This is a genomic window from Stenotrophomonas maltophilia group sp. vghtpe118, from assembly GCF_052605195.1.
Map to the genome: position 1 here is coordinate 1,596,333 of NZ_CP199672.1, position 15,929 is coordinate 1,612,261.

A 15,929-nucleotide genomic window follows, 5' to 3' on the forward strand; every position below is an offset into this window, starting at 1 on the left:
GGTCGCCGCATCCATGCGGCTCACGCCCCCGCAACCGGCCCCACCCCGCCTTCGACAGTTTTCCGCGATCTGTTGGAACGATCTTGGGGTCAGATCCGTTTTCCGGAAGAAAACGGATCTGACCCCATTTTGATTGTCGATACCTGACAGATGTGTCGACCAAGGTCGACACCTACCAACAGCCGCCACGATCTGTCAGACGTGGGGCGGTGTGGGCTTGCAGGACCGTTGGCGCCATGGATGGCGCCATCGAGCCCCCATGGATGGGTTTACAGCGTGTCCTGCAAGCCCACACCGCCGCGCCATCCCACGGATACCCCGCTGTTGCGGTTGCTTCGGCGGTTGCTGTTGCTTGTGCTCTGGCCTCTGCGGGTGCCGGGCGCCGCCCGGCCGACTTCCGCCACTTGCGGTGGCAGCGACGGCCCACTAGCCTTCGGCCGTCGTTCACCACCCAAGGACCGCCCGTGAAACACCGTCATCTCCTGCTGGCCTCGGCAATCGCCGCCGCCACGCTGGCCCTGGCCGCCTGCAAGAAGGAAGCTGCCCCAGGCACCGATACCGCCAGCAGCAGCGCTCCGGCCGGTGAAACCGCCGACCAGTTCGTGGCCCGCATCAATGCCGAATTCAAGGCCGCTTACCCGGAGATGACCTCGGCGCAGTGGCTGTCCTCCACCTACATCAACGGTGATTCGGAACGCATTGCGGCCAAGGCCAACGAGCGTTCGCTGACGCAGCTCAACAGCTGGATCGAACAGGCCGCCAAGTTCGACGGCAAGCCGATGAGCGAGGACAGCAAGCGCGCGATCCACCTGCTGAAGCTGATGTCCTCGATGCCTGCACCGCGCGACCCGGCCAAGCTGGCCGAGCTGACCCAGATCGCCACGCGCATGGAAGGCAGCTACGGTGCCGGCAAGTACTGCACCGATGCCAATGATCCGAACTCCTGCCGCCAGCTGGGCGAGCTGGAACAGGTGCTGGCGCGCAGCCGCGACTATGACAAGCAGCTCGACGCCTGGCAGGGCTGGCACAGCACCACCAAGAGCATGCGCGGCGACTACCAGAAGTTCGTCGGCCTGGTGAACGAAGGCGCCAAGGGCATGGGCTTTGCCGACGCCGGCCAGATGTGGCGCAGCGGCTACGACATGCCGCCGGAGCAGATCGGCCCGGAAACCGACCGGCTCTGGGAACAGGTCAAGCCGATGTACGAGCAGCTGCACTGCTATGCACGCGGCAAGCTGGACAAGACCTACGGCAAGGACAAGGCCGAAGTGGGCAACGGCCTGATTGCCGCGCACCTGCTGGGCAACATGTGGCAGCAGGACTGGTCGAACCTGTGGGACCAGCTGGAACCGTACCCGGGTGCCGGCAGCCTGGACATCACCGCTGCACTGGAAAAGCAGTACCAGGCCAACCTGAGCGCGGCGCTGGCCAAGGCCGGCAAGGACGCCAACGTGGCGGCCCAGTACAAGGCCCAGCGCGAAGCCGAACTGCGTACCGCCAAGCAGATGACCGAACGCGCACAGGACTTCTATGTGTCGCTGGGCATGCCGTCGCTGCCGCAGTCGTACTGGGAACGCACCCAGTTCATCAAGCCCGACGACCGCGATGTGGTCTGCCACGCCAGCGCCTGGGACATGAACATGGAAGGCGATGTGCGCACCAAGATGTGCATCAAGCCGAACGAAGAGAACTTCACCACCATCTACCACGAGCTGGGCCATATCTATTACGACCTGGCCTACAACCCGCTGCCACCGCTGTTCCAGGGCGGTGCCAACGATGGCTTCCATGAGGCGATCGGCGACACCATCGTGCTGGCGATGACGCCCAAGTACCTCAGCTCGATCGGCCTGGTCGATGCACCGACCGAGAGCCGCGAAGCGGTCATCAACAACCAGATGCGCATGGCGCTGTCGGGCGTGTCGTTCCTGCCGTTCGGGCTGATGATCGACCGCTGGCGCTGGGGCGTGTTCGATGGTTCGATCACCGCCGACAACTACAACAAGGCGTGGTGGGACCTGAAGGCCAAGTACCAGGGCGTGGCCCCGGCCAGCCCCCGTGGCGAGGAATTCTTCGATCCGGGCGCGAAGTACCACGTGCCGGGCAACACCCCCTACACCCGCTACTTCCTGGCCCGCATCCTGCAGTTCCAGTTCTACAAGGGCCTGTGCGATGCAGCCGGCTACAAGGGCCCGCTGCACGAGTGCACCTTCTACGGCAACAAGGAAGCCGGCCAGAAATACTGGGCGATGCTGAGCAAGGGTGCCAGCCAGCCGTGGCAGGCCACGCTGAAGGAGCTGACCGGCACCGACAAGCTCGATGCCGGCCCGATGATCGAGTACTTCACTCCGGTCAACGAGTGGCTGAAGCAGCAGAACGAAGGCCAGATGTGTGGCTGGCAGGCCAACGCGGCCCCGGCGGCGAAATGAGAAAAGGGGCGGATCCGCAAGGATCCGCCCCTTCTCCGTGTTGTAGAGCCGAGCCATGCTCGGCTCTACAGATTCGGCGCGATCAGCTGTCCTTCTTCGCCGCCATCGCCGCGGCCAGTTCCGCCTTGAATTCCTCGAAGGTCTGGCCCTTCTCTTTCGCTTCGGCGTGCGCGGCGTCGCGCAGCGCATCGGAGTACATCAGGCGCACCGGCGTGCCGTTGCGCTCGTGCAGTTCACCGGCCTGCATGATCAGCGCCAGTACCTGTGCGGCGGAGTCACTGTGGCCGGCGATACGGCCGTCCATGCCCAGCACCCATTCGCCGTCGCGGCGCACGACACCGGCCAGCAGGGTGCGCTGCGCGTCGCGCAGTTCGGCATGCGGCTCCACCGGCGAGGCCTGGGCAGCGGCCTTGTTGGCGGCCTGCTTTTCCTGGCGACGGCGCTGGTCGCGGCGGGTCTTGGAGCTGGTGGACATGGTGCAATACCGCTGCGAGGGGGGCGCAAGGATAGCGCACCCCACCCGCCACGCCGCTTCACACCCCCTCAATCCAGCACTTTGCCGTGCCGCCAGTAGCCCATGAAGCTGATCGCGCGGCGATCCAGCCCGCAGTCGCGGACCAGATGACGACGGATCGCCATCACCGCCGCTGCCTCGCCTGCCACCCAGGCATACAGCGGCCCGACCACGCGGGTATCGGCCTGTTCCCAGAGGATCTGCGTATCGACGTCGATCTCCTCCGGCGCATCGCCGGCAGCCACGCCCGAGGCCGCTGCCAGCCGCGCCTGCACCGCCTGCAACAGAGGCGCCCCGTACGCCGCGCGCCCGCGCGGCAGCCAGACCAGCTCGGCGGAAGCCGGTGCCTTCAGCGGCACCGCGTCGCCGGCCTGCGCCACTTCCAGCAGCGCCAGCGTACGCGGCGGATCCACCATGGCCGCCAGTTCCTCAAGAATGCCGGCCACCGCCGGTAACGCGGTTTCATCGGCCACCAGCAGCACCTGGCCGACGCCGGCCGGCGGCTTCCATTCCCAACCTTCGCTGCTGTCGGCACAGTCGGCATCGGGAGCCAGCAACACCACACGGTCGCCGGGGCGTGCATGGATGGCCCAGCGCGAGGCCGGCCCGGTCTCGCCATGCAGCACGAAATCAACATCGACTTCGCCCAGCTCTGCACGCAGCTGGCGGATGGTATAGGTGCGCATCGGCGGGCGCTGATCGTCCGGCAGCGCCCGGTAGCGGGGATACCAGTCCTCGCCGCTGGGCACCTGTGGCAGGTCCTGCCCGGGCAAGGGGAAGAATACCTTGATGCGCTGGTCCGGGCCTTCGGTCTTCATCCGCGCCACGTCGGCGCCGGTGAACACCATGCGGTCCAGGGAAGGGGAAAGAACGCGGCGCTCCTTCAGCGCCACCTCGAACAGGCGGTAGGTCTGCTGCGCAGCCATGGCGAAACCTCATGCAACGACATTGGGTCGGCTGGCTGTCGTGCACCCACGCACCGGCTGGCTGGAATGCCCAGCCTAGTCCGGCCGTTCCCTGCCGCAAGTGTTTCGGGCATCGCGGCCCACCCTACCCCTGCGCGCTGCTCAGTGACCCGTGCAGGCTGCCTGCGCCGCGCGCTCGCGCTGGTGTTCCCAGTACCAGAACACGAAACCGGCGCCGAAGAACGCCGCCTGGCCCAGTGCCAGGTGCAGCGGGCTGCCGCTCAGCAGTGGTGACACCACGCCGGCCACCACGGTGCTGATCATCAGCTGCACGAAGGCCTGCAGCGACGAGGCCAGGCCGCGCTGATGCGGGTACATGTCCAGCACCGCCAGCGCCAGGATCGGGAAGATCAGCGCCATGCCCATGCCACCCAGGAAGATCGGCAGTACCGCCCATGGCAGCACGAACTGTGGCGACAGCACCACGTAGCCAACGTTCAACAGCACTGACAATGCGCAAAGGCCGAAACCAATGGAGACCTGGCGGGTGGGCGTGGTGTGCCCGGCCATGCGCCCGGACAGGAATGAGCCGGTGGTCATGCCGCCGATGGTCGGGATGAACAACCAGGCGAAACCGCCCTCGCCCAGGTGCAGGTGCTGCATCACGAACACCGGCGCCGAGGAGATGTACAGGAAGATTCCACCAAAGCCGATGCTGCCGGCCAGCGCCAGGCGCAGGAAGCGTGGATTGAAACCGATGCGCACGTAATCACGCAGCAGCACGCGCGGCGACAACGGCACGCGCGCTTCGACGGGATGGGTCTCGGGCAGGTAGCGTGCAGTGGCCGCCAGCAGGACCAGCCCGAACACCACCAGGAACCAGAAGATCAGCGGCCACCCCGCGCCACTGAGCAGGATCCAGCCACCGATGATCGGCGCGATGGCCGGGGCGATGCCGAACAGCATGGACACCTGGCTCATCAGCCGCTGCGCGTCATGGCCGTGGTACAGATCGCGGATCACCGCGCGGCCGACGATCATGCCGACACCCGCCGACAGGCCCTGCAGCGCACGGAACGCCAGCAGCGTGGTCAGGTCGGTGGACAGTGCGCAGCCCACCGAGGCGCCGACGAACACCACCAGGCCACCGAGGATCACCCGCTTGCGGCCCCAGGCGTCGGACAGCGGACCGTGCGCCAGGCTCATCAGGCCGTAGAACAGCAGGTAGACGCTGATGGTCTGCTGCACCGCCACCTCGTCCACCGCCAGGCGCTGGGCCAGCTGCGGGAAGGCCGGGAAGATGGTGTCGATCGAGAACGGGCCGAACATGGCCAGGCCGGCAAGCAGCAGGGCCATGCGGCGGGTGGAGGGAGCAACAGCGGCGGTCATGGGAAAGGCGTCCGGCAGGGCCATGCGCGGCACGCACGGCGGGCGCCGGTCCCTGTCTGCAGGGAGGGCGCCAGATGAATTCGGGTATCTGGCCATCATAGGTGGGGATTGCGCCTGATGCCATGCAGCGATGCACAAAACGCACGTCCGGGCCATCGGCCATTCAGGCGCAGCGGCCAGGCCCGTAGACGGCCAGCGGGCCCGCAACGGGCTATAATCGGCGGGCAACACGGTGGGAGAAGCGGAACACCGCTGCCGAAGGCGCAACGCCCGTAATCGCTCAGGCCCGATACCACCCGTAACAGAACTCTGGAGAGACCGGTTCGATCCGGCGCCGAAGGGGCACGAAGCTGCGGTTTTCCGCGCTTCCAAACTCTCAGGCAAAAGGACAGAGGGGCGCCCCGCAGACCGCCGACCGGCGGCTTGTGCCCGTGCGTGTGCCCTTTCCTGACGGATCCTTCGCCATGTCCCAGAACACCCCTTCCCTGCGTGAGCTCGAGCACCACAATGCGTTCGTCGAGCGCCACATCGGCCCCAACGATGCCGAGATCGCGCAGATGCTCGACGTCGTCGGCCACGCGTCGCTGGATGCGATGACCGATGCCATCGTGCCGGCCAAGATCAAGTCGCCGGCGCCGCTGGCGCTGCCGGAGTCGATGACCGAAGTGCAGGCACTGGCGAAGATCCGCGCGATCGCCGACAAGAACACCGTGCTGCGCAGCTTCATCGGCCAGGGCTACTACGGTACCCACACCCCGAACGTGATCCTGCGCAACATCCTGGAAAACCCGGCCTGGTACACCGCTTACACCCCGTACCAGGCCGAGATCTCGCAGGGCCGCATGGAAGCGCTGATCAACTTCCAGACCCTGTGCGCCGACCTCACCGGCATGGAGATCGCCAACGCCTCGCTGCTGGACGAAGCCACTGCCGCCGCCGAAGCGATGACCCTGGCCAAGCGTTCGGCCAAGTCGAAGTCGGACACCTTCTTCGTGCACGACGCCGTGCACCCGCAGACCCTGGAACTGCTGCGCACCCGCGCAGAACCGATGGGCATCGTGCTGCGCGTCGGCACCCCCGCCGAAGCACTGGAAGCGGAAGCCTTCGGCCTGCTGCTGCAGTACCCGGACACCTTCGGCCAGATCGGCGATTACAAGGCCCTGGTCGAGGCCGTGCACGCACGCGGCGGCTTGGTGGCCGTGGCCACCGACCTGCTGGCGCTGACCCTGCTGGCCGCACCGGGCGAATGGGGCGCGGACATCGTGGTCGGCAACAGCCAGCGTTTCGGCGTGCCGTTCGGCTTCGGCGGCCCGCACGCCGCGTTCATGGCCTGCCGTGACGCCTACAAGCGCTCGATGCCGGGCCGCCTGATCGGTGTCTCCATCGATGCCCAGGGCAACCCGGCCTATCGCCTGACCCTGCAGACCCGTGAGCAGCACATCCGCCGCGAGAAGGCGACGTCGAACATCTGTACCGCACAGGTGCTGCTGGCGGTGATGGCCTCGATGTATGCGGTCTACCACGGTCCGGAAGGCCTGACCCGCATCGCCCGGCGCACCCACCGCCTGGCTTCGATCCTGGCTGCGGCACTGCGCAACGCCGGCGTGCAGGTCGGTGGCGACTTCTTCGACACCCTGCACATCACCGGCGTGCATGCCGATGAGATCCACGCCAAGGCACGCGCCGCCGGTTACAACCTGCGCGCGATCGACAGCGACTCGGTCGGCATCAGCCTGGACGAGACCGCCACCCGCGCCGACGTGGTCGCGCTGGCCACCGTGTTCGGCGCGCAGGCTGACGTCGAGGCGCTGGACGCCAGCACCGCCGACGCGCTGCCGGCCGGCCTGCTGCGCCAGTCCGCGTTCCTGACCCACCCGGTGTTCAACACCCACCACAGCGAGCACGAACTGCTGCGCTACCTGCGTTCGCTGGCCGACAAGGACCTGGCGATGGACCGCACGATGATCCCGCTGGGCTCGTGCACCATGAAGCTCAACGCCACCGCCGAGATGATCCCGGTGACCTGGCCGGAGTTCTCGCAGATCCACCCGCTGGTGCCGGCCGACCAGGCGCTGGGCTACAAGGAACTGATCGACACGCTGGAAGCGATGCTGGTCGAATGCACCGGCTACGACGCGGTCAGCCTGCAGCCGAACTCCGGCGCGCAGGGCGAGTACGCCGGCCTGCTGGCGATCCGTGCCTACCACCGCTCGCGCGGCGAAGGCCACCGCGACATCTGCCTGATCCCGGACTCGGCACACGGCACCAACCCGGCCTCGGCGCAGATGTGCGGCATGAAGGTCGTGGTGACCAAGACCGATGCCAACGGCAACGTCGACGTCGAGGACATCCGCCTCAACGCCGAGAAGTACAGCGACCGCCTGGCCGCGATCATGATGACCTACCCGTCCACGCACGGCGTGTTCGAGGAAGAGGTGGTCGAGATCTGCGAGATCATCCACAAGCACGGCGGCCAGGTGTACACCGACGGCGCCAACATGAACGCCCTGGTCGGCGTGGCCAAGCCGGGCAAGTGGGGTTCGGACGTTTCGCACCTGAACCTGCACAAAACCTTCTGCATCCCGCACGGCGGTGGTGGCCCGGGCGTGGGCCCATGCGCGGTCAAGGAGCACCTGGCCCCGTTCCTGCCGGGCAAGCTGGGTGACAACGGCCCGGTCGGCATGGTCAGCGCGGCCAGCTTCGGCAGTGCTTCGATCCTGCCGATCAGCTGGATGTACATCGCGATGATGGGCCGCGAAGGCCTGCGCAAGGCCACCCAGGTCGCGCAGCTCAACGCCAACTACATTGCCAAGCGCCTGGCCCCGCACTTCAAGACCCTGTACACCGGCCGTAACGGCCTGGTGGCGCACGAGTGCATCCTGGACGTGCGCCCGCTGGAGAAGACCAGCGGCATCGGCGCCGAGGACGTCGCCAAGCGCCTGATCGACTTCGGCTTCCACGCCCCGACCCTGAGCTTCCCGGTCGCGGGCACGCTGATGGTCGAACCGACCGAGAGCGAGTCGCTGCACGAGCTGGATCGCTTCATCAACGCGATGATCCAGATCCGAGAGGAAATCAGCGCGATCGAAGACGGCCGCCTGGACCGCGAGGACAACCCGCTGAAGAACGCGCCGCACACCGCCACCGCGGTGACCGCCAGCGAGTGGACCCACGCCTACCCGCGCGAACTGGCCGCCTTCCCGCTGGCCAGCCTGAAGCAGAGCAAGTACTGGCCGCCGGTGGCACGCGTCGACAACGTGTACGGTGACAAGAACGTGATGTGCGCCTGCATCCCGGTCGATGCCTACAAGGATGATGAAGTCGAGGCTTGATTCCTCACTGCATCGATAAAGAAAAACGGCCCGCGCAAGCGGGCCGTTTTCATGAGGGCGTGTGAACCAGGGTCCACACCCACAGTTACCCGATCACGGGTCCGGCATCTGTCCCAGGCTCAACTGCCACGATACGCCGAAGCGGTCCTGCACCCAGCCATAGCGGTTGCTGAAGTCGTAATCACCCACCGGCATCAACCAATGGCCGCCCTCGCCCAGCACGCGTGCCGCACGCTCGAACTGCTCGGCACCGGAACACTCGACGAACAGCGAGATCGACGGGCTGAAGGTGAAGTCGTGCACATCCAGGCTGTCGAAGCACAGGTAATGGGTGCCACCGAGCAGGAAGATGGCCTGGCGGACCTGTCCGGGTACGCCGGCGCCGGCCCCCTCGGGGTGGCGTTGCAGGGCCAGCAGGCGGAAATCGGCAAAGGCTTCGGCGTACAGGGCCAGCGCGGCCTCGGCCTGGCCGGTGAACATCAGGAAGGGACGGCTGCGCAGCATGCGGTACTCCTGGTCGACGGGCCGCTGGCGGCCCACACGATCAGGATGGCACGGCGGATGTATGCCGGCTGTAGAGCCGAGCCCGCGCTCGGCTGGCGACTACGCGAACAGCAGCCGACCACAGGGTCGGCTCTACAGAAACTACAGCAACCGCAGCCGACCGTAGGGTCGGCTCTACAGCTTCAGTCACGCCTCGCGCATGCGCCGGGCGATGGCGCTGCCGGCGGCGATGGTGGCGGTCAGCGCCACCATCGACAGGAACTGCAGGCGGGTGTGCGCCTCGCTCAACAGCAGGCCGAAGATCAGCGCCAGGATCGCCAGCGCGCAGCAGGTCAGCCACGGGAAACCGGCCATGCGGAACGGCAGCCGGGTACCCAGGCGATCGGCGCGGCGGCGCAGTACCAGCTGCGAAACCAGCGACAGCGTCCACACCAGCAGGCAGGTGGAACCGACGATGTTCAGCAGCACCGGCAGCACCCGGTCCGGGAACAGCAGTTCCATCACCGTGGCCGCAAAGCCGAACAGCACGCTGGCCAGCACGGCGATGACCGGCACCTGCCGCGGATCGGTCCAGCCCAGCACGGCCGGTGCTTCGCGGCGCTGCGCGAGCGAATACATCATGCGCGAGGCGCCGTAGAGGTTGGCATTGAGTGCCGACAGCAGCGCGATCACCGCGATCAGGGTGATCGCAGTGCCGGCGCCCGGAATGCGCGCTATGTCCAGCACGGCGGCGAACGGCGACTTCAGTGCTTCGCTGGTCCAGGGCACCACGGCGATGATCACGCTCAGCGAGCCGATGTAGAACACCAGGATGCGCCAGGCCACGGTACGGATGGCACGGGCGATGCTGCGTTCGGGATCTTCGGTTTCGGCCGCCGCAACGGCGACGATTTCGGTGCCGCCGAAGGCAAAAACGACAACCAGCAGCGCCGCACCGATCCCGGCCAGGCCCTTCGGTGCGAAACCGCCGTGTCCGGTGAAGTTGCTCAGGCCAGGTGAGGTGACCTGCGGCAGCCAGCCCATCAGCAGTGCCACGCCGATGGCAATGAAGGCCAGGATCGCCGCCACTTTCAGGATGGCGAACCAGAATTCGAACTCGCCGAAGTTCTTCACCCCGAGCAGGTTGATCGCAGTGAAGAACAGCATGAAGGCCAACGCAGCCATCGGCACCGGCACCACCGGCCAGACCGTGGCAAGCAACCCGGCCGCACCGACCGCCTCGGCGGCGATCACGATCACCAGCTGCACCCACCACAACCAGCCGACCGTGGCGCCAGCGGTGGCGCCCATGGCATCGGCGGCGTACACCGAGAACGCGCCGCTGGTCGGTTTGGCCGCCGCCATCTCGCCCAGTGCGTTCATCACGATGATCACCAGCGCGCCAGCGACCAGATACGAGACCAGAACGGCCGGACCGGCCGCCTGCACACCCACGCCCGAGCCGAGGAACAGGCCGGCGCCGATGGCACTGCCCAGGCCCATCATGATCAGCTGGCGGGGCTTGAGCGAATGTCCGAGGCGGGACGACGAAGCGGTCGGAATCGAATTGGGCATCGGCGGGGCTGGCGGCGGGCTACAGGGGCGACACCTTACCCTGTCCCAGGCCCGCGGGGATAGGCACAGCGCAGCAGGGGGCTCAGGCCAGTGCGGGCTCGCCGACGTTGCCGCCGATCCGGGCGCGATAGGCGCGCGGCGAGAAACCGGTTTCAGCCTTGAACTTGCGGGTGAAGGCGCTCTGGTCGCTGAAACCGCAGGCCTGCCCGATGCAGGCAATGCTGTCGTCGCCATGCAGCAAGTGCATGGCCATCTGGATCCGCAGCCGGGTCAGCACCTGCTGCGGGGTCATCTGGAACACCTTGCGGAAACTGCGCTCCAGCTTGGACAGCGAAAAGCCGGTGATGTCCAGCAGGGTCTGCATGCGCACGTTCTCGGCGTAGTGCGCGTTGAGGTGGGCCAGGGCCAGCCGCAGCTGCTCGTACTGGGCGCCCAGGCTGTCCTTCTGGCCCAGGTCGCGGGAAATGCCGATCAGGCCCTCGATGGCGCCATCGACCAGCAACGGGCGCTTGCAGGTCAGGCACCAGCCCGGTTCGCGGTTGGCGAACAGGTGCAGCTCCATCAGGTTCTCGATCACCTCGCCGGACAGCACGCGGGCGTCCTGGTCGACATAGTCCGCGCTGAGGCCGGTCGGGTAGATCTCGGCCGCTGTGCGCCCGATCACGTCCTTGCGCGCGCGCAGGCCCAGCCGTCGCAGCATGGTCTGGTTGACGTGGGTGTACCGCCCCTGGCGGTCCTTGATGAAGAACAGCACGTCCGGGATGGCGTCGAACAGGGCTTCGATGTCGGCGGGCTCGACTCGCATGGGGCAAGCATACCCGAGCCTGCTTTTGCCCGTACGTTCACCTTTGCCGGACCTGGGTTTAACGGGTTCGGTTCCAGTGTCGTGGTTCCCTTGATGATCCGGAGCCTCCCCCCCATGGCCGCCAGCAAGCCGACCGGCAAGCGCGCAACCGAAAACCACCCCCGCGGCAACGGCGATGAACTGCACCCGCGCGCCGGCGGCAGCCACCCGGCGATGACCACCGATCAGGGCATCCCGGTGGCAGACAACCAGAACTCCCTGCGGCAGGGACCTCGAGGACCCACGCTGCTGGAAGACTTCATCCTTCGCGAGAAGATCACCCACTTCGATCACGAACGCATTCCCGAGCGCATCGTGCACGCACGTGGCAGCGCGGCACATGGCTACTTCGAGTTGACCCGGTCTCTGGCCACCCACACCCGGGCGCGCATCCTGACCGAGGTAGGCGTGAAGACGCCCGTGTTCACCCGCTTCTCGACCGTGGCCGGTGGCGCAGGGTCGGTGGACACTCCGCGCGACGTGCGCGGCTTCGCGGTCAAGTTCTATACCAAGGAAGGCAACTGGGATCTGGTCGGCAACAACATCCCGGTGTTCTTCATCCAGGACGCCATGAAATTCCCGGACCTGGTGCATGCGGTGAAGATGGAACCAGACCGTGCGTTCCCGCAGGCGGCTTCGGCCCATGACACCTTCTGGGACTTCATTTCGCTGATGCCCGAGTCGATGCACATGATCATGTGGGCGATGAGCGACCGCGCCATTCCGCGTTCGCTGCGCATGATCGAAGGCTTCGGGGTGCACAGCTTCCGCCTGCTGAACGAGGCGGGCGAGTCGACGTTCGTCAAATTCCACTGGCGACCCAAGCTGGGCATCCAGTCAACGGTCTGGGACGAAGCGTTGAAACTGCAATCGGCTGACAATGACTTCCATCGCCGTGACCTGTTCGAGGCCATCCAGCGCGGTGATTTCCCCGAGTGGGAACTGGCGGTGCAGCTGTTCACCGAAGAAGAAGCCGACGCGTTCCCGTTCGATCACCTGGACCCGACCAAGATCATTCCCGAATCGCTTGTGCCGCTGCAGGTGATCGGGCGGATGGTGCTGGACCGCTGGCCCGACAACTTCTTCGCCGAGACCGAACAGGTGGCGTTCTGCCCGGCCAACGTGCCGCCGGGTATCGACTTCAGCAACGATCCACTGCTGCAGGGCCGCCTGTTCTCCTACCTGGACACCCAGCTGCTGCGGCTTGGCGGCCCGAACTTCCATCAGATCCCGGTGAATGCCCCGAAGTGCCCGTTCGCCAATCACCAGCGCGACGGCCACATGCAGATGCAGGTGCCCAAGGGCCGCGTCGCCTATGATCCCAGCTCGCTGCAGGAGGACTCGCCGCGCGAGACGCCCGCAGGTTTCCGCAGCCATGCCAGCGCCGACGATGGCCGCAAGGGCCGCACCCGCGCGGAGAGCTTCGCCGACCACTACAGCCAGGCCCGCATGTTCTTCCGTAGCCTTGAGAAGCCGGAACAGGCGCATCTGGCATCGGCACTCGTGTTCGAATTGTCCAAGGTGGAAACACTCAAGGTGCGGGTGCGTACCGTCAGCCACCTGCGCAACATCGACGAATCACTGGCGCAGCGCGTAGCCGATGGGCTCGCACTGCCTGCACTGCCCGACCCCGCGCCGACCGCCACGCCGGCGCAGGACATGCCTGCCGCTCCCGAGGTGCGCGTGATCGGGCGCAACAAGCCCACCCTGCAAGGACGCAGCATCGGCATCCTGTTTGATGAGGGCTCCGACGCGCGCGTGATGGCCAGCCTGAGCAAAGCGGCGCGGAAGGCAGGTGCAGACGTGAAGCTGGTCGCGCCCAAAGTAGGCGGCGCCACGCTGAGCGATGGGGCGATGCAGGCGGCAGATGGGCAACTGGCGGGCACACCATCGGCCGTGTTCGATGCGGTAGCCGTGGTGCTCAGTCCGGAAGCCGCGAAGGCCTTGTCGAAAGAGAGTGCAGCCATCGAGTTCGTCAGCCAGGCGTGGGCGCACCTGAAGGCCATCGCCAGCGACGCAGGCGGCCAGGCGCTGCTGAAGGCGGCGCGCGTCGGCAACGATGCCGGCATCGTCGAAGCGGAAGACGCCAAGGCCTTCCTGGCGGCGGCCGCCACCCGCCAGTGGGCGCGTGAACCCAAGCTGCGCCTGCTGGCCTGACTACTACAACAGGAGAACCGTCATGCCCCGTGGTGACAAATCCGCTTATACCGAGAAACAGAAGCGCCAGGCCGAGCACATCGAGGACAGCGAGCGCGAGCGTGGCGCAAGTGAAGGGACTGCCGAGCGCATCGCCTGGGCCACCGTGAACAAGCAGGACGGTGGCGGCAAACGTAGCGGCAGCGCACGCAAGGGTACGAAGAAGGCGGCGAGCAAGAAGGCGGCCAGCAAGGCGCCTGCCAGGAAGTCAGCCGCAAAGAAGGCCACGACCAAGGCGACGGCCGCGAAGAAGGCGCCTGCGAAGAAGGCGGCGGCAAAGAAGGCACCGGCTCGTAAGACCGCCACCAAGAAGGCCGCAAAGAAGACAGCGGTCAAGAAGGCCGGTACAGCCGCCTCGCGCAGTGCTGCAGCGAAGAAGGCGGCCAAGACCCGTGCGGCGAAGAAGACCGTGCGCAAGGTGGCGGCCAGGAAGGCGGCACGTACCCGCGCCCGCAGCTGAGCGCATCGTTCAACGCGGCAACGTCCTCATCCACGCGGCCACTTCGGCTGCAGCTGCGTCGGCACGCGCCTGCAGCAGCAGATGTGGCCCCTCCAACGACACATGGCGGGCATCGGGCAACAGGGCCTGCAGCTCGGCCACGCTGGGCGGCCACAGCAGGCGGTCGTGGCACGCGTGCAAGCACAGCGTCGGCACCTGGATTGCCGGCAGCAATGCACGCACGTCGACCCGCAGGGTCGCTGCGGCGCGTTGCCGCAACGTGCTCGTCGGAGTCCTGGCCAACGCTTCGCGCAGCATCGACGTGTGCCCGCGGGTGTACCACGGCCCCAGCAACAGGCGCGCCAGCAATGCCACGGGAGGCAGCGGCCAGGCCGGCGACAGCAGGGCTGCGCTGGCTGCCGGCAGTAGCACCGGCCGACGCGCAAAGGTCGCTGCAAGCACCAGTCCGCGCAGCCCGGTGGGATGGCGCGTGGCCAGTTCAACAGCCAACGGGCCCGAGAAAGACTCGGCGAGCAGGATGAAGGGACGACTGGGCAGCTGCGACCACAGCCGTTGGGCAAGCGTGGCGTGATCCTGCGGTCCCTGCGCGGGCAGCGTGATCGCCTGCGTTGACAGACCGTAAGCCTGGAGTGCCGACAGGAACGGGGGCGACAGCCTGCTGGAGCCATCCAGACCGGGCAGCATCAGCACGTGCTGCGGCGCGGCCGATGCAGGGAAACAGATCGGCGTTTCCTCGCTCCCGATTCCCATGCCACCTCCTTTGCTGGCAAGCATCCACCCACATCGGCAGGCAACGGAACCCCTGCTCCGGCTGTCCTGCTGCTTTGCCGGCCAATGTTGGGCAATACTACCCGCTCTGCCGCGGGACGCGGCTACCCGGGAGAGCCGTTGATGCGATGGACCTGCGCGCTGACCATGATGGCCATGATGCTGCCACTGAACAGCTCCGCCAGCGATGGTTGGATAAATGGGGATGGCAAGGCGTTGACGGAGACCGATGCCATGAAATCCAGCGGCGGCTTCGCGGCATCGCTGCTGGTCACTTCCGATGCCGACTGGCGGGCCAAGTGGGCGACCCCGCCGGAGACCACTCCCCGCTTCAACGAGGCCGACGAAGTCCACCCGGGCGGTGAGTTGTTCCTGCTGACGTTCCTCTCCAACCCGCAACTGGACGAAAACCGCGTACCCAAGGTGCACTGCGATCTGCGCATGCTGCGCCCGGACGGCAGCACCAGTATCGACGAACGCGATGTTCCCTGTTTCACCGCCGCCCTGACCGGCCCGCCAAACCTGCTGTACATGACCAACCTGCACCTGAAGTTCGTCGCCGAGGCCGGTGATCCCAAAGGCACGTGGACTGCGCAGGTGGTGGTCCGGGATCTGCTGCGGAAGGTGAGCCTGCCGCTGCAGGCCCGCTTCGACGTCCGTTGAACCGGGGCATGCGGATGAAGATGCGGCGACTCCTGAGCTGGACCGGTCTTGCGCTTTGCGTGGTCTACCTGCTGTTGACCGCATGGCTGGTTCACGGCGCGCAGTCGGAGGGGGACCCGAAGGGTACCTATATCCTGATGGCGCTCCCCATCACCCTGCAGTCTGCCGCACTCGATGCCATCGGCGCAGGCGGCCTGCTGCGTGGCAAGCCCTGGTCGACCGCATATGCAGTGCTGGTTCCGCCAACACTGCTGTTGCTGTACGCAGCCGGCTGGCTGATCGAACGCTCAGCCCGCGGGCGCTAGCCCGCGGCATCGTTCCGGTGGGTGCATCGACGCCCTGCATGCGGGACATCGCAGGCAGGGCGCCAT

Annotated in this window: 13 protein-coding genes and 1 riboswitch; of the genes, 6 read left to right on the forward strand and 7 right to left on the reverse strand. The window is 66.6% G+C overall.

The window, feature by feature from the left end; translation table 11 throughout:
* The first annotated feature begins 464 nt into the window (after positions 1 to 464).
* On the forward strand, positions 465 to 2,429 hold the full coding sequence (locus ACUDTM_RS07500) for a M2 family metallopeptidase (protein ID WP_088496823.1): 1,965 nt from the start codon (positions 465 to 467) through the stop codon (positions 2,427 to 2,429).
* 82 nt (positions 2,430 to 2,511) lie between these two features.
* Here ACUDTM_RS07500 and ACUDTM_RS07505 read toward each other — a convergent pair whose 3' ends face one another.
* The 3 genes from ACUDTM_RS07505 to ACUDTM_RS07515 all read right to left on the reverse strand — a co-directional run bounded on the left by ACUDTM_RS07505 (position 2,512) and on the right by ACUDTM_RS07515 (position 5,237).
* Positions 2,512 to 2,904, reverse strand: a complete 393-nt coding sequence (locus ACUDTM_RS07505) for a hypothetical protein (protein ID WP_005418286.1) — start codon at positions 2,902 to 2,904, stop codon at positions 2,512 to 2,514.
* A 68-nt stretch (positions 2,905 to 2,972) separates the two neighbouring features.
* Positions 2,973 to 3,869, reverse strand: a complete 897-nt coding sequence (locus tag ACUDTM_RS07510) for a siderophore-interacting protein (protein WP_072168601.1) — start codon at positions 3,867 to 3,869, stop codon at positions 2,973 to 2,975.
* Between the two features lie 141 nt (positions 3,870 to 4,010).
* Entirely contained in the window at positions 4,011 to 5,237 is a 1,227-nt protein-coding gene (locus ACUDTM_RS07515; protein WP_072168607.1) for a multidrug effflux MFS transporter, read from the reverse strand.
* Positions 5,238 to 5,536: 299 nt separating this feature from the next.
* Positions 5,537 to 5,639, forward strand: a riboswitch (glycine riboswitch).
* 62 nt (positions 5,640 to 5,701) lie between these two features.
* Between ACUDTM_RS07515 and gcvP the strand changes: the two genes are divergently transcribed.
* Positions 5,702 to 8,569 (forward strand): aminomethyl-transferring glycine dehydrogenase, encoded by a 2,868-nt coding sequence (gene gcvP / locus ACUDTM_RS07520; protein WP_072168600.1) that lies wholly within the window; start codon positions 5,702 to 5,704, stop codon positions 8,567 to 8,569.
* Positions 8,570 to 8,662: 93 nt separating this feature from the next.
* On the opposite strand, the gene ACUDTM_RS07525 is transcribed toward gcvP, so the two are convergent.
* The 3 genes from ACUDTM_RS07525 to ACUDTM_RS07535 all read right to left on the reverse strand — a co-directional run bounded on the left by ACUDTM_RS07525 (position 8,663) and on the right by ACUDTM_RS07535 (position 11,432).
* Positions 8,663 to 9,073 carry a VOC family protein gene (locus ACUDTM_RS07525; RefSeq protein WP_005418291.1) on the reverse strand — a complete coding sequence of 137 codons (411 nt, stop codon included), beginning with the start codon at positions 9,071 to 9,073 and terminating at the stop codon, positions 8,663 to 8,665.
* A 186-nt stretch (positions 9,074 to 9,259) separates the two neighbouring features.
* Positions 9,260 to 10,627: an amino acid permease gene (locus ACUDTM_RS07530; RefSeq protein ID WP_088496821.1), complete on the reverse strand. Its 1,368-nt coding sequence runs from the start codon at positions 10,625 to 10,627 to the stop codon at positions 9,260 to 9,262.
* An 82-nt stretch (positions 10,628 to 10,709) separates the two neighbouring features.
* Positions 10,710 to 11,432, reverse strand: coding sequence for a helix-turn-helix transcriptional regulator (locus tag ACUDTM_RS07535; protein WP_005418296.1), 723 nt, complete (start codon positions 11,430 to 11,432; stop codon positions 10,710 to 10,712).
* Positions 11,433 to 11,546: 114 nt separating this feature from the next.
* Here ACUDTM_RS07535 and ACUDTM_RS07540 point away from each other — a divergent pair, with 114 nt between their 5' ends.
* Both ACUDTM_RS07540 and ACUDTM_RS07545 read left to right on the forward strand, forming a co-directional pair.
* Positions 11,547 to 13,628 carry a catalase gene (locus ACUDTM_RS07540; protein WP_088496820.1) on the forward strand — a complete coding sequence of 694 codons (2,082 nt, stop codon included), beginning with the start codon at positions 11,547 to 11,549 and terminating at the stop codon, positions 13,626 to 13,628.
* A gap of 22 nt (positions 13,629 to 13,650) precedes the next feature.
* Entirely contained in the window at positions 13,651 to 14,127 is a 477-nt protein-coding gene (locus tag ACUDTM_RS07545; protein WP_072168595.1) for a hypothetical protein, read from the forward strand.
* Between the two features lie 9 nt (positions 14,128 to 14,136).
* Here ACUDTM_RS07545 and ACUDTM_RS07550 read toward each other — a convergent pair whose 3' ends face one another.
* Positions 14,137 to 14,877 (reverse strand): alpha/beta fold hydrolase, encoded by a 741-nt coding sequence (locus tag ACUDTM_RS07550; RefSeq protein ID WP_072168594.1) that lies wholly within the window; start codon positions 14,875 to 14,877, stop codon positions 14,137 to 14,139.
* A gap of 168 nt (positions 14,878 to 15,045) precedes the next feature.
* Here ACUDTM_RS07550 and ACUDTM_RS07555 point away from each other — a divergent pair, with 168 nt between their 5' ends.
* Both ACUDTM_RS07555 and ACUDTM_RS07560 read left to right on the forward strand, forming a co-directional pair.
* The gene (locus ACUDTM_RS07555) at positions 15,046 to 15,558 is read left to right on the forward strand and encodes a hypothetical protein (protein ID WP_242015793.1); all 513 of its coding nucleotides are present in this window, start codon (positions 15,046 to 15,048) and stop codon (positions 15,556 to 15,558) included.
* Positions 15,559 to 15,572: 14 nt separating this feature from the next.
* Entirely contained in the window at positions 15,573 to 15,863 is a 291-nt protein-coding gene (locus tag ACUDTM_RS07560; protein ID WP_032954416.1) for a hypothetical protein, read from the forward strand.
* The last annotated feature ends 66 nt before the right edge of the window (positions 15,864 to 15,929 follow it).